25 protein-coding genes are annotated in these 21,658 nt (G+C 28.4%); 17 read left to right on the top strand and 8 right to left on the bottom strand.

Translation table 11 applies throughout. From position 1 onward, the window contains the following. Positions 1-20: 20 nt before the first annotated feature. The 6 genes from spoIIAA to spoVAE all read left to right on the top strand — a co-directional run bounded on the left by spoIIAA (position 21) and on the right by spoVAE (position 3,609). A complete protein-coding gene (spoIIAA, locus tag J7G74_RS07495; RefSeq protein WP_297133659.1) occupies positions 21-353 on the top strand; it encodes an anti-sigma F factor antagonist in 333 nt (110 codons plus the stop codon). 23 nt (positions 354-376) lie between these two features. Continuing rightward, positions 377-805, top strand: a complete 429-nt coding sequence (gene spoIIAB, locus J7G74_RS07490; RefSeq protein ID WP_297133656.1) for an anti-sigma F factor — start codon at positions 377-379, stop codon at positions 803-805. Positions 806-828: 23 nt separating this feature from the next. Then, on the top strand, positions 829-1,593 hold the full coding sequence (gene sigF / locus J7G74_RS07485; protein ID WP_297133654.1) for an RNA polymerase sporulation sigma factor SigF: 765 nt from the start codon (positions 829-831) through the stop codon (positions 1,591-1,593). Between the two features lie 133 nt (positions 1,594-1,726). Then, on the top strand, positions 1,727-2,185 hold the full coding sequence (spoVAC, locus tag J7G74_RS07480; RefSeq protein ID WP_297133651.1) for a stage V sporulation protein AC: 459 nt from the start codon (positions 1,727-1,729) through the stop codon (positions 2,183-2,185). 35 nt (positions 2,186-2,220) lie between these two features. Further along, entirely contained in the window at positions 2,221-3,234 is a 1,014-nt protein-coding gene (gene spoVAD / locus J7G74_RS07475) for a stage V sporulation protein AD (protein ID WP_297133649.1), read from the top strand. A 12-nt stretch (positions 3,235-3,246) separates the two neighbouring features. Continuing rightward, positions 3,247-3,609: a stage V sporulation protein AE gene (gene spoVAE, locus J7G74_RS07470; RefSeq protein ID WP_297133646.1), complete on the top strand. Its 363-nt coding sequence runs from the start codon at positions 3,247-3,249 to the stop codon at positions 3,607-3,609. Positions 3,610-3,662: 53 nt separating this feature from the next. On the opposite strand, the gene J7G74_RS07465 is transcribed toward spoVAE, so the two are convergent. From J7G74_RS07465 to J7G74_RS07455, 3 genes are all read right to left on the bottom strand, one after another. After that, the gene (locus J7G74_RS07465; RefSeq protein ID WP_297133644.1) at positions 3,663-6,314 is read right to left on the bottom strand and encodes a transglycosylase domain-containing protein; all 2,652 of its coding nucleotides are present in this window, start codon (positions 6,312-6,314) and stop codon (positions 3,663-3,665) included. Between the two features lie 369 nt (positions 6,315-6,683). Beyond that, positions 6,684-7,523 (bottom strand): SpoIVB peptidase S55 domain-containing protein, encoded by an 840-nt coding sequence (locus tag J7G74_RS07460; RefSeq protein WP_297133643.1) that lies wholly within the window; start codon positions 7,521-7,523, stop codon positions 6,684-6,686. Between the two features lie 360 nt (positions 7,524-7,883). After that, positions 7,884-8,255, bottom strand: coding sequence for a hypothetical protein (locus J7G74_RS07455; RefSeq protein WP_297133642.1), 372 nt, complete (start codon positions 8,253-8,255; stop codon positions 7,884-7,886). 167 nt (positions 8,256-8,422) lie between these two features. On the opposite strand from J7G74_RS07455, the gene J7G74_RS07450 reads away from it, so the two are divergent. Both J7G74_RS07450 and J7G74_RS07445 read left to right on the top strand, forming a co-directional pair. After that, on the top strand, positions 8,423-9,238 hold the full coding sequence (locus J7G74_RS07450; RefSeq protein WP_297133640.1) for an N-acetylmuramoyl-L-alanine amidase family protein: 816 nt from the start codon (positions 8,423-8,425) through the stop codon (positions 9,236-9,238). Between the two features lie 20 nt (positions 9,239-9,258). After that, a complete protein-coding gene (locus J7G74_RS07445) occupies positions 9,259-9,987 on the top strand; it encodes a zinc dependent phospholipase C family protein (RefSeq protein WP_297133638.1) in 729 nt (242 codons plus the stop codon). A gap of 32 nt (positions 9,988-10,019) precedes the next feature. On the opposite strand, the gene J7G74_RS07440 is transcribed toward J7G74_RS07445, so the two are convergent. Both J7G74_RS07440 and J7G74_RS07435 read right to left on the bottom strand, forming a co-directional pair. After that, positions 10,020-10,514, bottom strand: coding sequence for a threonine/serine exporter family protein (locus tag J7G74_RS07440; RefSeq protein WP_297133636.1), 495 nt, complete (start codon positions 10,512-10,514; stop codon positions 10,020-10,022). Next, positions 10,514-11,299: a threonine/serine exporter family protein gene (locus J7G74_RS07435; protein WP_297133633.1), complete on the bottom strand. Its 786-nt coding sequence runs from the start codon at positions 11,297-11,299 to the stop codon at positions 10,514-10,516. The genes J7G74_RS07440 and J7G74_RS07435 overlap by 1 nt, the downstream gene beginning before the upstream one ends. Positions 11,300-11,612: 313 nt before the next feature. On the opposite strand from J7G74_RS07435, the gene J7G74_RS07430 reads away from it, so the two are divergent. Further along, entirely contained in the window at positions 11,613-13,169 is a 1,557-nt protein-coding gene (locus tag J7G74_RS07430; RefSeq protein ID WP_297133631.1) for an ABC-F family ATP-binding cassette domain-containing protein, read from the top strand. Positions 13,170-13,222: 53 nt separating this feature from the next. Beyond that, positions 13,223-13,858, top strand: a complete 636-nt coding sequence (locus J7G74_RS07425; RefSeq protein ID WP_297133629.1) for a TIGR01906 family membrane protein — start codon at positions 13,223-13,225, stop codon at positions 13,856-13,858. A 71-nt stretch (positions 13,859-13,929) separates the two neighbouring features. Here the strand turns inward: J7G74_RS07425 and J7G74_RS07420 are convergent, their stop codons facing one another. Further along, positions 13,930-14,193, bottom strand: coding sequence for a cysteine-rich small domain-containing protein (locus J7G74_RS07420; protein ID WP_297133628.1), 264 nt, complete (start codon positions 14,191-14,193; stop codon positions 13,930-13,932). A 144-nt stretch (positions 14,194-14,337) separates the two neighbouring features. Between J7G74_RS07420 and hflX the strand changes: the two genes are divergently transcribed. The 5 genes from hflX (at position 14,338) to J7G74_RS07395 (ending at position 19,128) form a co-directional block, all read left to right on the top strand. Then, positions 14,338-15,621, top strand: coding sequence for a GTPase HflX (gene hflX, locus J7G74_RS07415; protein ID WP_297133672.1), 1,284 nt, complete (start codon positions 14,338-14,340; stop codon positions 15,619-15,621). Positions 15,622-15,625: 4 nt separating this feature from the next. After that, on the top strand, positions 15,626-16,306 hold the full coding sequence (locus J7G74_RS07410; RefSeq protein WP_297133627.1) for a HEAT repeat domain-containing protein: 681 nt from the start codon (positions 15,626-15,628) through the stop codon (positions 16,304-16,306). 99 nt (positions 16,307-16,405) lie between these two features. After that, the gene (locus J7G74_RS07405; protein WP_297133625.1) at positions 16,406-16,837 is read left to right on the top strand and encodes an NUDIX domain-containing protein; all 432 of its coding nucleotides are present in this window, start codon (positions 16,406-16,408) and stop codon (positions 16,835-16,837) included. A gap of 74 nt (positions 16,838-16,911) precedes the next feature. Beyond that, positions 16,912-17,556 carry a YigZ family protein gene (locus J7G74_RS07400; RefSeq protein ID WP_297133623.1) on the top strand — a complete coding sequence of 215 codons (645 nt, stop codon included), beginning with the start codon at positions 16,912-16,914 and terminating at the stop codon, positions 17,554-17,556. Between the two features lie 78 nt (positions 17,557-17,634). Continuing rightward, positions 17,635-19,128 (top strand): tetratricopeptide repeat protein, encoded by a 1,494-nt coding sequence (locus J7G74_RS07395; protein WP_297133622.1) that lies wholly within the window; start codon positions 17,635-17,637, stop codon positions 19,126-19,128. 48 nt (positions 19,129-19,176) lie between these two features. Here J7G74_RS07395 and J7G74_RS07390 read toward each other — a convergent pair whose 3' ends face one another. Then, on the bottom strand, positions 19,177-19,542 hold the full coding sequence (locus J7G74_RS07390) for a sulfite exporter TauE/SafE family protein (RefSeq protein ID WP_297133620.1): 366 nt from the start codon (positions 19,540-19,542) through the stop codon (positions 19,177-19,179). Next, a complete protein-coding gene (locus J7G74_RS07385; protein WP_297133617.1) occupies positions 19,542-19,910 on the bottom strand; it encodes a sulfite exporter TauE/SafE family protein in 369 nt (122 codons plus the stop codon). The genes J7G74_RS07390 and J7G74_RS07385 overlap by 1 nt, the downstream gene beginning before the upstream one ends. Positions 19,911-20,090: 180 nt before the next feature. Here J7G74_RS07385 and nadE point away from each other — a divergent pair, with 180 nt between their 5' ends. Then, on the top strand, positions 20,091-20,849 hold the full coding sequence (gene nadE, locus J7G74_RS07380) for an NAD(+) synthase (protein WP_443081648.1): 759 nt from the start codon (positions 20,091-20,093) through the stop codon (positions 20,847-20,849). 135 nt (positions 20,850-20,984) lie between these two features. Next, positions 20,985-21,658: YebC/PmpR family DNA-binding transcriptional regulator (locus tag J7G74_RS07375; RefSeq protein ID WP_297133614.1), on the top strand; the 674-nt coding region annotated here is incomplete at its 3' end.

The raw sequence follows: 21,658 nt of genomic DNA, 5'->3' as shown, positions 1-21,658 counted from the left end.
AATACTAGGGGGGAAAACAAATGATTAAATGCTATCTAGAAGATAAAACATTATTAGTTGAAATTTTATCTACAGAGCTTGACCATCATATAGCTAGAGAAGTAAGAGAAGAAGTTGATGCAATTTTAATGAAAAAACAAATTTCATATATTATATTTGATTTTCAATATGTCAACTTTATGGACTCTTCTGGAATTGGTGTAATAATAGGAAGATATAAAAAAATTGTAAATCATGGCGGTAGAGTATCTGTGATAAATATGAATTCTAGAGTTGAAAAAATATTTAATTTATCTGGGATGAGTAAAATAATCGATATTTATGACACTTTTGAAGATGCAATAAATTCTTAATTATTAAAGGGGGAACTTTTAAAATGAATAATATTTTAGAGGTAAAATTTTCAGCTAAATCAGAAAATGAAAGTTTATCTAGGGTAATAGTTGCATCTTTTGCAGCAAAATTAGATCCAACATTAGATGAAATATCTGATATAAAAACAGCTGTATCAGAAGCTGTTACAAATGCTATAATTCACGGATATGATGAAGATGAATCTAAATTTGTATATTTAAGATGTGAGATGAAAGATAGAACAATAAAGGTAGTAGTTGAAGATAGAGGCAATGGAATAGAAGATATTGAGCAGGCGATGCAACCTATGTATACATCTAAACCCGAGCTAGAAAGATCGGGAATGGGATTCTCATTTATGGAAAGCTTTATGGATGAATTAAATGTAGTTTCCATAAAAGGTGAGGGAACTAAGGTAGTGATGACTAAAACTATAGAATTACCTAAATAAGATAAAAGGATAGAGGTTTGAATATGAGTGTAGCTGCTAAAAAAGAAGAAAAAAGACACTTACTTAGTCATGAAGAAACCTTAGAGCTATTAGAAAGGGCCCAAAAGGGTGATGAGGAAGCTAAGGAAGTGCTCATATCAAACAACTTGGGATTAGTCAGAAGTGTTGTATCTAAATTTTCTAATATAGGGTATGAAAGAGATGATTTATTTCAATTAGGATCAATAGGACTTATTAAAGCAATTTATAAGTTTGATCCTACATTTAATGTAAAATTTTCTACATATGCAGTACCGATGATACTTGGTGAAATAAAAAGATATTTAAGAGATGATGGGATGGTTAAAGTGTCAAGATCTCTTAAACAATTAGCTATTAAGGCTAAATCACAAAGTGAATTTTTAACTAAAAAATTTGGAAGAGAGCCTACTGTGGAAGAAATTGCAAATGAATTAGATGTGGAAAAAGAAGATTTAGTTATGGCTATGGAGGCAAATTTCTCTGTAGAATATTTGCATGGTGTTATACATGAAGAAGAAGGTTCTCCTATATGTTTAATAGATAAAATAAGTTTAAAAGGTGAAAATGAAGAAGAGAAGGTTATTGATAATATACTTTTAAAAGAAGTATTAGGGAAATTAGAAAAAAGAGAACGTCAAATTATTATGTTGAGATATTTTGAAGACAAAACACAAAGTGAAATAGGAGATATACTTAAAATATCTCAAGTTCAAGTATCTCGAATCGAAAAGAAAGTATTGATGAAGTTAAAATCGTATATATGTTAATAAAATGAATGAAAAAACTCCTTTGATTTAATAAAAGGAGTTTTTTTTTTAGAATTATAGTTTAATTTTTACATTTTTCCAAATACTAATTAAGAAGTAATTTAAAGTTCTATAAAGATAGGAGGGAAATTATATGTCTATTATGAAATCTAATAAAAATGAATATAAGGAATATGTTGATAAAATAAGTCCAAAGCCTACTTATTTCAAAAACGGTGTCTTAGCATTTATAGTAGGTGGAATAATCTGTTGTATAGGGCAGGGAATCAATGATTTTTATATGAATTTTATGGGTTTAGATAAATTAGCAGCAACATCTGCAACATCAATGACATTGATATTTATAGGTGCATTTCTAACAGGATTAGGAGTATATGATTTGATAGGAAAGCGTGCAGGAGCAGGTTCTATAATCCCTATAACAGGATTTGCCAACTCCATAGTTTCTCCAGCTATGGAATTTAAAAAAGAAGGATATGTATTAGGTGTTGGAGCGAATTTATTTAAGATAGCAGGACCTGTGTTAGTTTACGGGATTTCATCCTCTATATTATGTGGATTAATTTATTATATTATCAAGATGCTTCCATAAAGTTTAATATATTGACGTTTTAAGGATGTGAAATAATGATAAAAAAAAGAATTGGACAAAGAACTATAAAACTAAATAATTTACCAACTATAATAGCAGCATCTTCTGTAGTTGGTCCAAAAGAAGGGGAGGGTCCTTTAAAAGATAAATTTGATTTAATATTAACAGATGATCTGTATGGAGAGAAAACGTGGGAGCTAGCTGAAAGTAAAATGGTTAAAACTGTAATGGAGATGAATGTTAAAAAAGCACATAAAAAACTTAGTGATATTAATTTGCTATATGGCGGTGATTTAATTAATCAAATATTTCCATCATCATTTGCAGCACGTGATTTAGCTATACCATTTTTTGGTTTGTATGGAGCATGTTCTACAATGTCGGAGAGTCTATGTTTAGGCTCAATGGCTATAGATGGTGGATATGCAGATTATGTTTTAACTGGTGCATCAAGCCATTATTGCACAGCTGAAAGACAATTTAGATTCCCACTAGAGCTTGGAAATCAAAAGCCAATGACAGCTCAATGGACAGTAACAGGAGCAGGAGGATTATTATTAGCTAAGGAAGGTAATGGACCTAAGGTCAAGTATATAGTTCCTGGTAAGGTAATTGATAAAGGAATTGATGATGCTAATAATATGGGTGCTGCAATGGCACCAGCAGCAGCTGATACTATATATTCTTATTTTAATGATACAAAAGATGATCCAAATAGCTTTGATTTAATTGCTACAGGAGATTTAGGTAAAATAGGAAAACAAATTTTATTAGATATATTAAAAGAAATGAAAGTAAATATTTCTAAAGTATATACAGATTGTGGATTAGAAATATTTGATTTAGAAAATCAAGATGTGCATTGTGGTGGAAGTGGTTGTGGATGTTCTGCTACAGTATTTTGTGCATATATATATGAAAAATTAATGAAAAAAGAATTTAATAAAGTTATGTTAGTATCTACAGGGGCATTATTATCTCCAACAAGTTCTCTTCAAAATCAAACTATACCATCTGTTGCACATGCAGTAGTAATTGTTAATGAGTAGGAGGTATAAGAGATGTTACTAGATTATATAAAAGTATTTTTTGTTGGTGGACTTATTTGTTTAATAGCTCAAATAATGATGGATTACTTTAAGATGCAAACACCATATGTTATGGTTACTTATGTTACAACAGGTACAATATTAACCTTTTTAGGAATATATGAGAAAATTGTAAATTTTGGTGGAGCGGGGGCTACAGTTCCTATAATAGGATTTGGTTATTCTTTAGGCAAAGGTGTAATGAAAGCAATAGAAAAAGATGGATTTTTAGGAGTATTTACAGGTGGTGTAACTGCTACAGCGGGAGGTATAGCAGCGGCTGTATTTTTTGGATATATAGTATCTGTAATATTTAATCCTAAGTCAAAGCCTTGATTAATTATCTAAAATAAAAAATCTTCCTTAGAATATAAGGAAGATTTTTTATTTTATTGTTGAGTTTCAGGAGTTGTGTTATTTGTAGGTGGTATATTATCTGTAGGTTGATTAGTACCACCTTCTCCACTATTATTGTTACCGCTATTATTATTATTATTATTATTATTATCAGATGGAGGCGTTTGATTTTCGCCTTCATTTGGTGTTTGACTTTCATCTTCTGGTGGGTTAGAACCGTCACCAGACTCGTTTGGATTTTCGGTATCTTCTTCTTCTTCAGTTTCTTGAGTAGAAGGAGCTTGATATGATGATGCTCTTGAAGGATATGTTCCCTCAACAAATGCAGCACTTACTCCATAAGATGAAGTACCACCATCATCTAAATTAATTTTTGTAAAGTAAACTCCATCAGGGACTGTAAATTTAGTCTTTGTAAGGTTTTGATGTATAGGACCCATTACTTTAGCCCAAAGTCTAGCAGCTGCTGAACTTGAACCTTGACCTCTTCTTTTAATGTTATTACCATCATCATCTTTTTGTGCATCATCAGCAATATATGTTGCTCCTACATAATATGGAGTGTATCCAACAAACCAAATATCTAAAGAATCATTTGTTGTACCAGTTTTACCTGCTACAGGCATTCCACCTAAAGATGCTGCTTTACCAGTACCTTCTGTAATAACTGCTTGAAGCATGTCTGTTATAACATATGCTACTTCTTCATCTACAACTTTATGTTGTTCTGGATTAGCCTTTACTAATAACTGTCCATCATAAGTAGTTATAGTAGTGTATACTGTTGGCTCAATATAATTACCTCCATTAGCTAATGTACCGTAAGCTGCAGCCATTTCAAGAGGAGATATACCTTTTACCATACCACCTAATGTCAAAGATGGGAAATATCTATCAGTTGAACTTTGTTCTTTAGTTTTACTGTCTACTACACTAGTTATACCGAAGTCTTTAAGATAATTTATCATTATATCTATACATTCATCGTATGTGTCTCCAAGAGTTTCTGCAGTTTTAACAGCTATTGTATTTGAAGAAAAGGCTAATGCTTTTCTTACACTCATATTACTTGTACCAGGGGTAGTAGTTGATGGATTCCAGCCATTATGATTAAATCTATATCCACCACGCTTATCGCTAAATACGTTAGATTGAGTAGTTTTTAAAGTGTCTATAGCTGGAGTATAAACTGATAAAGGTTTTATAGTAGATCCTGGTTGTACAGGTGTTGTAGCTCTATTTATACCACCTCTAGTTTTAATATGTCTACCACCAATTAATGACTTAATTTGTCCAGTCCTATAATCTAATATAACCATCCCTGATTGTGGTTGAACAATACCATTTTGACCTGAGATAGGATTAGGAAAATTATTATCATCATTATATTGTTTTTCTAGATTCTGTTGCATTCCTGAATCTATAGTAGTGTAAATTCTAAGTCCGCCATTATAATATAAGTTACTTGCTTCTTCTTTTGTATACCCTTGCTCCATGAAAGCATCCACTACTTCTGTGTATATATAATCCTCAACAGAAGATCCTTTGCTTTCTGTTGATACAGATAACTTAACCTCTATAGGCTTAGCTACTTCTTCATCATATTGTTCTTGAGTAATATAACCTAATCTTAACATTTTAGCTAATATACTTTTTTGCTTTTCTTTAGCTTTTTCATTAGGTACTGCTTTTCTAACAATCATAGTCTTACCTTTTAATTGGTTATATGTGTCTTTATCAGGAATTAACCCCCAAGCATATAATTTATCTACCATTTGTAGCTCTACATCAGTTGGCTCATCCCAACTATCATCTGTAGTATTGACTGCAAATATTAATTTATTTTCTAAATCTTCTTTAGTCTCAGATCCATCTAACTTATTTGGGGTGTAAGGTGTATATCTAGCTGGATTGTTTGTTGCTGCCATTAATAGTGCAGCCTCACCAGGTGTTAAATCATCAGCAGATTTACTAAAATATCCTTTAGCTCCAGCTTCAGCTCCATATAGACCTCTTCCAACATAGAAATTATTAAGGTAAGCTAACAAGATATCCTCTTTATCTACAGTTTTACTCATTTCATATGCATAATATATATCTTTTATTTTACGAGTTATACTTTTTTCTTGAGAGGTTATTAACATCTTAGAAACCTGCATTGGTATTGTAGAACCACCTTGTGTTTTACCTAAAAGTGTGTAAACAACTGAACGAGTTAAACCTTTGATATCTACACCATTATGCTCGTAAAAACGTTCATCTTCTGCTGCAACAAGAGCATTCTGTAAATCCTTATCTATTCCACTTAATGTTTTTACAGGTTCTTTTTTATTAGCAGTTTTAGGTTTTGCTAAAAGTTTTCCATCAGAATAATATATTTCTGAAGTTTGGTAAGTTCCTTTTTCTAAATAAGCTTTATTAACAGTTACTGTGTCTCTTAGAGAGGCGAAAACAATTCCAGAAGTAACAGCCACACCTACTACTAATAGTACTAAGAAAACTACCCCTAAGGTTTTTACACCTTTGAATCTTGTAGATTTTGTCTTAGAAGATGTTGTTTTCTTTCTCTTAGAACTACCCGAGTTGTTAGAATTACTCGAGACTTGTTGTGTGTTGTTTTTATCTGAAGAGCTTACTTTTCTTCTCTTAATTTTATTTCTATCATCTCGATTATCTCTTCCCATAAGATTAACCTCCTTATTTTAATGAATAATTATAACATATTTAAGGATTTTTATAAACTATCATAGATGTTAATATTAACCTTTATTAATGATACAATATAATTATACATTTATAGTATACGAATAATAAAGTAAAAAATTTTATTATACAGTATTTGGAAGAATATTTATATTGAAAAATATCTTATTAACGGTATTTAAGTATATTTTCTACCTTAAAATAAAAAATATTTATTTCATTATAAATTATATTATGATTATTGTCTTATTATATAAAATTTAAAATAATAAATAAAATATATTTTTTTAGGAATAATAAGGATAATACATAATTAAAAAATATAGGACTGATAAACAGTCCTATATTTTTTAATTAATCATCCATTGAATATATACACCATATCCTAAACTTGGATTATTTTCTAGAGCATGAGATACAGCTCCAACAATTTTATTATCTTGTATTATGGGAGTTCCACTCATACCTTGAACAATACCACCTGTTTTTTGTAATAATTCAGGGTCAGTAATTTTTATTTTTATACCTTTTGAATCTGGTTTACGTTGGTGCTCTATATTTATTATTTCTATATCATACTTTTTACATTGATTGTTAACATCTTGTAATATAATTTGAGCTTTACCTAACTTAACTTCTTCTATAGAAGCTACTTTATATTTTTTATACTTAGATAAATCAATATTATTTATCGTACCTTTTATACCAAAATCACTATTCTTATTAAATTCTCCTATAATATTATTCTTAGTTGCACTTATACATCCCACATTGCCCTTAGAAGATTTTTTTATATTTAAATTATCTGTAAAAGAAATAGATCCTTTTTTTATAGGTATTTTTTTTGTTCCTCCTATATTAATAGGATGAGCTACAGCACCAAATTGTTTCGTATTAGGATTTATATAAGTTAATGTTGCGAAACCAGAAATTAAATTATTAAAATTAGTTTTTTCTAATGAGTTTCTATCACATTTAAGACTAAAAATAGAACTTTCTCTTCTTATTAAAATAGAAATATCATCAGATCTATTTAAAGAAGAAATAGTTTTATTAAAATCTTCATAAGAGTTGATATTTTTATTTTCTATTTTCAAAATAGAATCACCTATTTTTAGAGGAGAATTATCAACTTCATTTCTAACTATTAAATTTTTTAGTTCCGCATCGATTTGTAATATATTTCCCATGGGTATAAGGTATTCATTATTATTTTCTTCTATACTTTGTGAATAAATAAAATTATTTGTGAAAAAATATAGAAAAATATAAAAAAATATTAAAGTTAATCCATTAAATTTATATTTGATTTTTTTAGAAACTTTACTTTTATTTAATTTATTAATAATATAAAACACCTTCTTTCTAAGTTGATTGATTTGGTGCTTTAATATTATCTTGTACATTATTAATGTTTTAATCCTTGGAAATGAGTTTCAGTAAGGCCGTAGATTTCATAAAAATACAAAGGATATTTTAAAATGGCTAAATTAAGACAAATAAAAAAATAAAAAGAAATAAAATCACTATTAATTTTCCAATAAGTGTTTTTATTTCTTTTTTTTTATATTTTTTTTAGTATTGTTTTTCTTTTTAGATGTAGATGATGTTAAAGCTATATCTGGCACAGGAGGAACAAAATTCAGTTCATCTTCTTCAGAATTACAACCATTGACAGTTGTAATTAATGCTAGCTCATCAGAAAGTACAGCAAAGAAGGTAGATAATATTCCAAGATCTGTATCAGATAGTTCTTCTGCTAATCCAACTGCTAATGCAGAAGCTAGAACTATGTAATCTATGTAACTAAAGCAACAAAGTTTTGAGTTGTTTTTTTTATTATTTGAGTTACATGAAGATTTACTGGAACAAGAATTACGATTATTTTTAGATGAAGATTTTTGTTTATTATTTTTATTCATACATGAAATCTCAATTTGGAGAGATTAATTTCACCTCCATAACTAGTTTATATAAATATGTATATGTAAAAAAATAAATAAAAAAACTATTAATATATAATAAGCAAATTAAAAGTAGGAAATAATAAAATATATGAAAATTTATCGAATAAAAGAAAGGATAAGTTATGAAAATATACAAATTATCACTAATAGCAATTATTATTTTAGGAACTATATTTATAGGTATGTCGAATCCTATGAAAGCTCTTTATAAAAATAGTGCATCTATAATAACAGGCTTAAACATTGATACGAAGGATGACAAAAATAATGGAAAAGATGAAAAGGATTCAAAACTAGATGAAAAAAAAGAAAAATATTTAATATGTATAGATCCAGGCCATCAATCTAAAGGAGATTGGAAAACTGAGCAAGTTGCTCCAGGCTCACCTTACCAAAAAGCTAGAGTATCTTCAGGTACAGTAGGAATAAGTACAAAAAAACCAGAATATATTTTAAATTTAGAAGCATCTAAAGTACTAAAGCATATATTAGTGAGTAAGGGATTTGAAGTTGTTATGACAAGAGAGAGTAATGATGTAAATATAAGTAATTTGGAAAGAGCTACTTTTGCAAATGAAAAAAATGCTAATATGGTCATTAGAATACATGCAGATGGTTCTGATGATACTTCAATTACAGGCTCATCTATTTTGATTCCATCACAAAAAGGGCAATATACTGCTCCTATTTTTGAAGCAAGTTATGAATGTGCTAATTTAGTTAAAAGTAAAATGGATGAATCGGGGATTAAAGTAAATGGAATTTTTGAAAGAGACGATTTAACTGGGTTTAATTGGTCTAAAGTACCAGTGGTATTAGTAGAAATGGGATTTATGAGTAACTACAATGAAGATCAAATGATGTCCAATCCAGATTATCAAAGAAAAATGATGCAAAGTATTGCTGATGGGGTAGAAGAGTATTTTCAGGTTAAATAAGTTAGGTGATGTGGGTGGCAATGAATTCTGTAGAAAAGATGTGTGGGAGATTAATATCTAAAACTTTTAAAGTAATAAATCCTATCAAAAAAAAGATAATAAATACAGACTGTGAAGTGCATTTATTTATACAAGATAATGCATTAGATATTTTAAAACATAATGGCTATTATGAAGAAGTAGAATTTTATAATAACTTTAAACTATATATAAATAAAGGTTTAATATGGGCAGATCAAGATTTTAAATCTTATTTTCACTTTTATAATCCTAGATACAAAAAAGGTATGTATGGAAATTTTGGCAATGCTATGACTTTAGCTAAAAGTTATTATAATAATGCATTATATTTTATAAATAAAGATGATTATATAAATGGAATGGCTTATTTTGGGGCGCTTTGTCATATAATACAAGATTTGACCATTCCTCAACATGCCAAAGGAAAATTATTAGATAGCCATAAACAATTTGAGACATATGTAAAATTAAATTATAGAAAAATAAAAAGGTTTAAAATTACAGGAGAGCCTTTAGTATATAAAGATGTATCAGAGTATGTAGAAAATAACTCTAAGAGTGCATTAAGTTTTGATTATATGTATAAAAATATAAATGAGAGTAAATCTAAATTTTATCTAATAGCATGCAGTTCTATAGGATTGGCACAAAAAAGTACAGCAGGATGTATGTTAATGTTTTTTGAGGATTTAAAAAAGTTAAAAAGAAATGAATTTAAATCTATATAATGCAATTAAAGAAAGAGTCTACTTAAATATTTTTAAGCAGACTCTTCGTTACATTTGGTATCTTTATGATATTTTGATAAAATTTTTCTGTATTCAAATCTAGAATAAGTTCTAAATATTGATGAAACTACTATTACCCCTAGTGCTATAGAACCACTTGCAAACATTACGTTTGATCCAGTTTCTAAAGCTAGAGTATAATTTCCTTCTATGATATGAAACATAGTATTATATAGTCCAAGTCCTGGTATTAAAGTTATTATTCCTGGTACAACAAATAGTATAGTAGGCTTTTTATATTTTATAGCTAATATTTCACATAATAATGAAGCTACTGATGCACCTACAAAATTAGAGAACATCATATCAAAATTAAGCCTCATTAAGATTATATAAATAGTCCAAGAAATCATTCCTACAGCACCAGAAATAAATAAAGTTTTTCTAGGTGCATTTAAAAATACTGCAAATCCTACTGCGGCTGCATAAGAGAATATCATGTGTATATACATTGGCATCCAAATCATTATAAAGATCCTCCCATTTTTACATATATATCTATTATAATCCCCACACCAGCAGCTATTGCTGTTGCAATCATGCCAGCATCAAAAGCACGAGTTACTCCAGATATTAATTCTCCAGAAATTAAGTCCCTAACACCCTTAATAAAAGGTACCCCTGGTAGAAGTGGCATTATTGAACCTACGATCAACATTTTAGGATTGCTTAATACATGAAGCTCCGTAAGGGCAACCCCACTTACAGCAATTATTACAGAAGCAACTAAAGTAGCAAATATAGGTACTTTACTTATTTTCATTACTTTATCATAGACTAACATAGCAAGTACAGAAGTTATAAGCGTTAAAAGGAATGTTATTACGTCGTCTCCACCTGCTAAAACAGCAAAGCTTGATGATCCTATCGCTGTTGCAATATTTACTATAAGCGGCGAATATGGTGGATTGCCATCTAAATTCTTTAATTCAGTAATTGCTTCATCTATATCTAGATTTTTATCGCTAACAAATTTTCTTGATAAATCGTTTAATAAATCAACTTTATTTAAATTTATACATCTGTGTTTTATCACCTTCATAAATGAATATCCATCAAACCTGTCATCAGAAATGATGATAGTAGTTGGTGCTACAAATACGTTTATATGTGTGAAACCTCTAGATGCACATATTCTTTTTACACTATCTTCAACTCTAGATGTCTCAGCTCCATTAGATAACATTAATTCACCTATAAATGTAGCAAATCTTAGGACATCTTTTTTATATTTGTGATTAGGATTAGTCATAAATGTCCTCCTTTTTATAAAATATGTTTATTATAAATTATATTAAATTATTATCATGATAAAAGATTATATCACTTACAAAAACATAGTTAAAGTATAAATATTTTATGATTATAAAAATTTTTTTGATTAGTATATAATACAATATAAATATTGAAAATTATACTATTGCAGGCAGGGGACGTGGCATAGTTATTAAGTAAAATTTTAAGTTAATTTATAATTTAAAAAAGGTAAAAAATAATAAATATACATTTTTATAAAAATGAAATATAATAGTATAGATAAATAGACAAAAAAATTATGAAGAGGTGTGAAAATGCTTGTAGTAGAAAATGTCAGTCATGGATTCGGAGCTAGAGTTATACTAGAAAATGTATCTTTCAGACTAAAAAAGGGAGAACATATAGCACTAGTTGGTGCAAATGGAGAAGGTAAATCTAGTTTTTTAAATATAATAACAAAAAAACTTATGCCAGATGCAGGAAATATAAAATGGTCATCAAGAGCTACAGTTGGATACTTAGACCAACATTCAGTTCTTGAAAAAGGAAATACAATAAAAGACATACTTAGAGGCGCTTTTAAAAATATGTTTGAGTTAGAGCAAGAAATGCTTCAAATGTACGACAAAATGGGAGAAGCAAGTGATGAGGAGATGACAAAACTTCTTGAAGAAACTGCTGAAATCCAAACAATATTAGAAAATAGTGGATTCTATACAATAGATGCAAAAATACAAGAGGTAGCAAATGGTCTTGGACTTGGAGAAATAGGATTAGATAGAGATGTAGATGATTTAAGTGGAGGACAAAGAACAAAAGTACTTTTAACTAAGTTATTACTTGAAAGTCCAACTATACTTATACTAGATGAGCCTACTAACCATTTAGATGAAGAGCATATAGTATGGCTTACTAGATATCTTCAAGATTATGAAAATAGTTTTATCTTAGTTTCACATGATGTTCCATTTATAAACAATACATGTAATGTAATTTATCATATAGAAAATGCTGAACTAACTAGATATAAAGGAAACTATGATGAGTTCGAAAGGCTTAGAGATATTAAGAAAAGACAAGAAGAAAGTGCATATGAAAGACAAGTTGAAGAAAGAAGAAAACTTGAAGATTTTGTGCAAAGAAATAAAGCAAGAGTTGCTACTCGTGGAATGGCAAACTCTAGACAAAAAATCTTAGATAAGATGGAAATTTTAGAAAGACCAAAAGAAAAAATAAAACCTACTTTTGACTTTAGAAACGCTAGAGCAGCAGCTAGGATAATATTTGAGACTAAAGATTTAGTTCTTGGATACAATGATCCTTTAACTAAACCGTTAAACTTCCAATTAGAAAGAGGACAAAAGATAGCTCTAAAAGGTATGAATGGTATAGGTAAATCTACTTTATTAAGAACTTTACTTGGAATACAAAAACCATTTGATGGTGAAGTTCAATTAGGTGATTATTTAGAAGTAGGATACTTTGAACAAGAATCTTCTAAAGATAACTATAATACAGCTTTAGATGATGTTTGGGCTGAATACCCAGTATTAACTAACTATGAAGTAAGACAAGCTTTAGCCAAGTGTGGACTTTCAAATGAGCACATAACTAGTCAAGTTAGAGTATTAAGTGGAGGAGAGGCTGCTAAGGTTAGATTATGTAAATTAATGCTTAAAGATATAAACTTCTTAGTTCTAGATGAGCCTACTAACCACTTAGATGTAGAAGCTAAAGATGAGTTAAAGAAAGCAATAAAAGAATTTAAAGGGACTGTTCTTTTAGTTTGCCACGAACCAGAATTTTATAGTGATATAGTAGATGATGTATGGAATATAGAAGACTTCACTACAAAAATAGTTTAATTATATAAATATAAAAAGGGTAATAGAAGCTATATTTTAAAAGGGGATTGTTAATGAAAAAAATATTAAATATAATGATTTCAATTTCGTTAGCCATATTTATTATTAGTGGCTCTGTTATACTTGGATTGAAATTCAAGAGTATATATTATAAAGATATATCAAAGCTAAATATAAGTAGTTTGAGTGGATTGTCTGAAGATGAAATAAAGCTTAACTATGATTATTTAATTGATTATAACTTAAATAATTCTGTTGGGGAGTTTAAGTTACCGACAATAAAGTACTCTAAAGAAGGAAAAATTCATTTTGAGGAAGTAAGAAATATTTTTCAATTTATAAAAAAGGTATTTTATATATCGTTTGTAATTTCTTTAGTTATCATAATATTTAATATTAAAAATAGAAACATAAAGTTTTTAAAATATTCTTCTATTATGACTATTTTATTACCTATAATTACAGCGATACCAGTTATGATTAACTTTAATTACTTTTTTATTAAATTTCATCAGATAGTATTTTCAAATGATTATTGGATTTTTGATCCAGAAGTTGATCCAGTAATAAATATACTTCCGCAAGAAGTATTCTTTCATATAGGAATTTTTATTTTGATAATAATGCTTCTTATAAGTATATTATTGCAGATTGCATACAGATTGATAAAGAAAAAAATGAAAATCTAAAATAAAATGATACCTATTGATTAAAATACTAATCAATAGGTATCATTTTATTTTAAAGAGAATATACATAATTAATCATTTTTTTTAGTTATATTAATAATATCTTGAAATTTTCCAATAATATAATCATAATTATCTTTTTTATGAGGAAGACCACATGACGAACAGTCTTTTACTCCTTTAGAAGTATATTTTACATTTCCACCACAATTATCTCCTAAAGCATATAAAGGGCAGTAACAAAATAAGCAGTTAAATTCGTCTGGTTTGCTAGTTTTATGACAAGGGAAAAATTCACACTCTTTATGATTAAAGAATTTATAATTTTCACTCATATAAAGAATACCTCCTTGTATTTGATAATTTAATTATACTAAAGATTAACTTTAATGGTATAATTAATTAAAAAATAGAAGCTAAAGAAAATAATTAATTTTATACATAAAAGATATTAAGATAAAAGAGGTGTAAATATGGAAATGGAAAAGCAGCAAGAAAGAGCCCTACTTATAGGACTTAATATAACTACTAATGTAAAAAAAATAGATGATATAGATATAAATGAATCAATGGAAGAACTAAAAGAATTAACAAAGGCAGCAGGGGCAGAAGTTGTAGGAAGTTTAATTCAAAATAGACCTGCAATTGATTCAGCTTATTATGTTGGAAAAGGGAAAGTAGAAGAGTTAAGACAATATTGTGAAGCAACTGATGCTACTATGGTAATTTTCAACGATGAGTTATCAGGTGCTCATATAAGGAATATAGAGGAAGCAGTTGGCATAAAAGTTATAGATAGAACAACTTTAATCTTAGATATATTCGCCCAAAGAGCTTTAAGTAAAGAAGGTAAATTGCAAGTTGAGCTTGCTCAATTAAGATATAGGCTACCTAGGCTTTATGGTATGGGTGGAGCGATGAGTAGAACTGGTGCAGGAATAGGAACTAGAGGACCAGGAGAGCAAAAACTTGAAATTGATAAAAGACATATATTAAATAAAGTAGCAGATATAAGAAGAGAGCTAAAAGAAGTATCTAAGAATAGAGAAACACAAAGAGTTCAAAGAATGAAATCAAATATTCCTATAGTTGCTTTAGTTGGTTATACAAATGCAGGAAAATCAACACTATTAAATGAATTAATAAAAACACACAAAGATTATGAAGAAGAAAAAGAAGTTTTCGTAAAAAACATGTTATTTGCTACATTAGATGTTACTTTAAGAAAGGCAACATTACCAAATAAAAGAGACTTCTTAGTTGTAGATACAGTAGGGTTCGTAAGTAAACTTCCTCATGACCTAGTAGATGCTTTTAAAGCTACATTGGAAGAAGTAAAGTATGCAGATTTAATTTTACATGTTATAGATGCTACTAATAGTAGCTATGAACTTCAAAAGCAAACTACAGAATCAGTATTAAAAGATTTAAAATCTGATGATAAGAAAACAATCATAGTATATAACAAGGTAGATAAATTAGAACTTGATATTTATCCAAAAAATCAAAAAGACAAGGTATATATTTCAGCAAAAAAAGGAATAAATATGGATAAATTATTAAGTATGATTGAAGAAGCTTTAATGGAAGATACTTATAATGTAAGCCTTTTAATTCCTTATGAAAGAGGAGATATATTTAGTAAAATAAAAGATAAATATAATGTAAATGACTTTAATTATGAAGAAAATGGTATATCTGTTGATGTAAATTTAGATGAAGAAGACTATAATATATATAAGGATTACATTTTAAATAGGTAATAAAATGGACATAAGTTGGAATAATATAGATAAACTTGAAGATTATTTTATCACCTATCTTCTTTATAAAGAATCTAAAACTGTATCACAAATTAGCAAAATAAGAAATATATCAATAATAGAAGTAAATGATCAACTTATTAGAGCTAAGCTAGAAATAAAATCAATGTCTAAGGTGGAGGTAGAATCATCTAAAGATGTATTAGACAAATATCTAGAGATGGATAAACCTGAGAGGCTTGAATTTATTTATGAATTAAGTTTAGACGATGAAAAAATGTTAAAATTTAAAAGAGAGCTTTATAAAAGAATTAGAACTGAAAAAAATGCTGAAGACTTGATAATTCTTATATGGACTACAGGGGAATTAAAAGAAGATAAATATTTAGATTTATTACATAAATTAACAATGCATAGACATTCAGATGTTAGAAGAATTACATATTCAGCTATTCGGAAAATTCAATCACCAGCAAGTCGACAATGTTTAGAAAAAGGTTTATATGATTCTAATCCTCAAACTAGACAGTATTGTGCTAAAGCTCTAGCTATAATTGGAAATAATAATAGTTTGAAAATTTTACAAAGACTAGCAACACAAAGTAATTATGAAAAGGAATATGTATTAAGAGCTTATGAAGAAGCAATAGAAGCTATTGAGAATCAAAGTTCTCAATTATATTAGTAACATACAACTTAATAATTAATTGTTATCAGAGATTTATCTCCGAAATTTAACAAAAAATAATTAAAATAATTAAAGGTTAATAGGAGGAATTTTAAAATGATAGTAAGACGTTGTTCAGGTGGAGTTGTTTTTTATGCTAATAAAGTTCTTTTACTAAAAAATGATAGACATGAGTGGACATTACCAAAAGGAAAAGTTCGTGAGGGTGAGCTGGCTGCAGATAGTGCTGTAGAAAGGGTTAAAGATGAGACTGGTGTAAATGCTTATCCTTTAGTAGTGGCTGGAGATACAATGTATGAATTTTTCTCAAGAAGTAGACAACAAGAAGTTTGTAATGCTATAGTTTGGTATGTTATGGAAGCTGAAAAACCAGAATACATAATAAGGGAAGATTTTTTAGATGGTGGTTTCTTTAAAATAAAGGATGCTATGGAGATGTTATCTCATAGTAAAGAAAAAGCATTAGTTGATGTTTCATATAAAAAATATAAAGAAGAAAAGAAAAGTAATACAGAAATTGCAAAGTAAAGTATAATATAGTTAAATAGGAAAATTCAAAGAAAGGGTAAATCCCTTTCTTTTTTAGGATATAGGAGGAAATCATGAGTGGTTACAAGACATTACATAAATATGGGGTAGATGAGTGTATAATTGAAAAATCAACTTTTATAGGTTATGCTAAGCCTATAAAAAGTGAAGAAGAAGCAATAGAATTTATTAATGAAATAAAGAAAAAGCATAAAGATGCAACTCATAATGTTTGGGCATATACTGTAGGGGAAAATATGAATATCCAAAGATATAGTGATGATGGAGAACCTCAAGGTACTGCAGGTATACCTACGTTAGAAGTGATAAAAAAAGAAGATTTAAGAGATGTAGTTGTAGTTGTAACAAGATATTTTGGAGGTATAAAATTAGGGGCAGGAGGACTAGTTCGTGCATATACTAAAGGTGCTAAAATAGGTATAAGTGCTGGGATTGTAATAGAAAAGATAAAATATACAGATGTAAAAATTAAAATTGAATATAATCAATTAGGTAAGATACAAAATGAAATAATGTCATTAGGATTTACTGTTAAAGACACTATTTACGGTGAAGATGTTGAAATAATTGTATATTCAAAGGTTGAAGATGTAGAGTCTTTAAAATCTAGAATAATAGACATAACTAGTGCTACAGCAGACATATCTATAGGTGATGAATATTATTTATCAGAAAAAGAAGGACAGTTAATACTATAACTTTAATAAGTCTTATACATAAGGATGATAGATTTATGTATTAAATAAAGTAAAATCTGTCAGTTGGGTGGGGGTATTATGAGAAATTTAATTTTGATTGTAATATGCAACTTATTTATATATTTAATTATGGCATTTATATTTTTATATTTTTATAGAAAAAAAACTCACGAATCAATTGGTATCTACAGTAATAAAGAAGAAATAAATAGATTAAACAATAAAATTAAAGAATTAGAGAAAAAAATTTTTATACAAGAGATATTAAACCATGTTAATCTAGAACAAGAAATTAATGAAAAGCTATTTTATATAAATAAAATAATTAAAGAATATAATGATGAAGTTATAGGTTATTATTATAGAGGAGATTTATATCTTAAATATAAAAGATATGAAGATGCTTTAAGAGATTTTAATAAAATTATAGAAATAGATAGTACTTTTAAAGAGGCCTATAGAGCCAAAGGCATATGTTTATCAAGAAGAAAACAGTATGATGATGCTATTGAAAGCTACAAAAAGGCTGTAGAAATAGATGATACTTATGAAGTTGCTTATTATAATATGGGGTTTTGTTATAGTAAGCTAAAAAAATATAACAAAGCTATAAATGCCTATTCAAAAGCTATTGAATTAGATAGAGAAGATGTTGGAGCTTACTATAATAGAGGGAGAAATTATAATAGGATTTGTAGATATGAAGACGCTATTAAGGACTTTACCTATGCAATAAAATTAGAAAAATTTGATGATAGACTATATTATAATAGAGGAATATCTTATTCACTTTTAGAAAAACATGAAGAAGCATTATTAGATTATAAGAAAGCAATTGATCTTAATAAAGATTTTGAAGAAGTCTATTATTATGCAGGATTTTCATCTTACCTATTAGAAGAGTATTATGATGCTATAGAATATTTTAATATAGCTTTAGAAATAGATCCTAATTATGAGCAAGCTTATTATGGTAGAGGTTTAGTTTATACAAAAATAGATGAGTACAAAGAGGCGCTTAGAGATTTTAATGAAGTTATAATTTTAAATAATAAAAATGCAAAAGCTTATTATAAGAGAGGCTTGGCTTTAGATAATTTAGAGAGATATGAAGAAGCTATAGAAGATTTTACAAAGGCAATAGATCTTAATTATAAGGATGAAAATGTATATTATAATCGAGGCACATCTAAATCATTATTAAGGGATTTGGAAGGTGCAAAAGAAGATCTAACAAAAGCATTAGAGTATAATAATGAAGAATTCAGAATATATGATGTCAGAGGTATGGTAAATCTTGAATTAGATGAATATGATGAAGCGATAATTGATTTCACTAAGTCTATAGATTTATTAGAAAGCTCTATTTCTTACTATTATAGAGGATTAGCTTATTGTGAGATAGGTAAGTTTGAAAAAGCTATAGAAGATTTTACAAAAGCCATAGAAATAGACCCCTATGATTTGAAGTCTTATCAAAATAGAGGAGATGCATTTTGTAATGTTGGTAAATATGATGATGCAATAAAAGATTTTGCTATGGTTTCTCAACTTGAAAAAAGTATAAAATAAATTAAAGGACTAAACCTAAATTTATGTATTTAAGTTTAGTCCTTTTTACTACTTTTCATTTTTGTCAAAAAATCCTTTTTTTATTTCAAATAATCCTATTAAAAATAAAAATATACCAAAAGCTTTTCTTAGTATTTCTGAGTTTAAGTATTCCGCTAACAGGGAGCCAGCAATTGCTCCTGCAATACCAAAGAGTGCAATAGGTACAACTAAACCAAACTCAACATTTTTATTTTTAATATGGATAAACAAGGCTGTAATTGTCATGGGTATAGAAGATATTAAATTTATACTTTGTGCTAGTTTAGGGTCAATACTAGCAAATAAAACAAGGGCTGGAATCAAAATAGTTCCACCACCCATACCCATACCACCAATAATTCCAGCAAAAAAACCTATTATACCGACAAGCATTAAAACACCATCCTAAATGCGGCTATAACCATAACTATGCCAAATCCAATTCTTAAAACTTTTCCTGTTACTTTGCTTAAAAGTTTTGCACCTATAATCCCACCTATAATACTTCCAATTGCTGCTTGGGTTGTTAGACCAACATCATAAGTTCCTTTTGATATGTATATTATTGAACTAGTAGTTGATAAAAAGATTATTATAGCAAGGGCAGTAGAGTGGGATTTATGTTCTTCAACTTTTAGAATATTATTTAATATGGGAACTAGTAAGGTTCCTCCTCCAGAGCCAAAAACTCCATTTATAAACCCTGTAAAAAGACCTATAAAACAATTTTTAAAATTAAAATCTGATGATTGTTTGTTCATTAATTTTCACCTACTTTAATTTAGTTTTTACAGAAAACAAAAATTTATTTAGGTAAAAATTGAATTTAAAAAATATAGAATTTATATGTTTTAATATTGGAGTTAATTCCATAATGCATACAAAATATAATATTGATATATGATATAATAAACTTAAATTTATTTTAAGGAAGGGGTCTAATTATGAACAGAAGAGAACATATTGAAAAGACTGTACAATGGTTAAGAGATAAAGTTGAAGAAGCTAACTGTAAAGGCTTAGTAGTAGGAGTTTCAGGAGGTATAGATTCAGCAGTAGTTTGCAATTTGATTAAACGAGCTTATCCTAGTAACTCAATAGGAGTTATAATGAGTATAAATAGTAATCCAAAAGATAGAGAAGATGCTTTAAAAGTTATCAAAGGATGTGAAATAGATTACATAGATCTTGATTTAACAGAGCCACAACTTGAAATAAAAGATATGGCTTTGAATGCGTTAAAAGAAAAGAATTTATTTAATGAAAATGGAGAAAGAGCTGCTGATTCAAACTTAAGAGCTAGAATAAGAATGAGTACTTTATATACTGTTGCTAATAATTTAGGGTATTTAGTTGTAGGAACAGATAATGCAGCAGAAGTTCATACTGGATATTTTACTAAGTATGGAGATGGAGGAGTAGATTTAATTCCACTTGCCAATTTAACAAAGGCAGAAGTTTATGAATGGGCAAAAGAGCTTGGTGTGCATGAAGATGTTATTAATAAAGCTCCATCAGCTGGACTTTGGGAAGGACAAACTGATGAAAATGAAATGGGAACAACTTATGATATGATAGATAAAGTTGTTCAAGGAAAAAGAGATGAAGTTCCTCAAAAAGATTTAGACATAATAGATAGACTTCATAGAATTAGTGAACATAAAAGAAATATGCCTCCAAAGCCTCCAATATTTGAATAGAATATAGAATTGTTTATTATTGAAGTAAAAGGTATTACATACGTTTACTAAATTGAATTTTTATGTTAAAATTTACGGTGTTAATAAGATTTAATTTTTAGATATGTAAACACATGAGAAATAAGGAGTGGAACTATGGGTCGTATAGGTAACATTATTAATAGAAAAGGTAAACAAGATGCAAAAAGAGCGTCAGTATTCACTAAGCATGCAAGAGCTATAACTGTTGCAGCTAAAGAAGGTGGAGGAGATCCAGAATATAATGCAGCTTTAAAAACAGCTATAGAAAAAGCTAAGGCTGATAATATGCCAAATGATAATATAAATAGAGCAGTTGCTAAAGGTTCAAGTGCTGGTGGAGGAGAAGATTACTTCTCAAACACATATGAAGGATATGGACCAGGTGGAGTTGCTGTTATAGTTGAAACATTAACTGATAATAAAAACAGAACAGCGGGTAATGTAAGATATTACTTCGATAAAAATGGTGGTAACTTAGGAACTACTGGTTGTGTTGGATTTATGTTTGATAGAAAAGGACAAATATTAATAGCTGAAGCTGATGGAGTAACTGAAGATCAACTTATGGATGATGCTTTAGAAGCTGGTGCTGATGATATATTAACAGAAGAAGGTGGATTTGAAGTAATAACAACTCCAGAAGATTTTTCAGCAGTTAGAGATGCACTTTTAGAAAAAGGATATGAGTTCGTATCTGCAGATGTTAAATTAATACCTCAAACAACTACAGTATTATCTGATGAAGCTCAAGCTAAAGCTATGGAAAAATTAGTTGATATGCTTGAAGA

The sequence above is a fragment of the Terrisporobacter sp. genome, assembly GCF_017888745.1.
Taxonomy (GTDB): domain Bacteria; phylum Bacillota; class Clostridia; order Peptostreptococcales; family Peptostreptococcaceae; genus Terrisporobacter.
The sequence above is the reverse complement of the archived record's forward strand: the minus strand, read 5'-3'. Positions and strand labels throughout refer to the sequence as shown.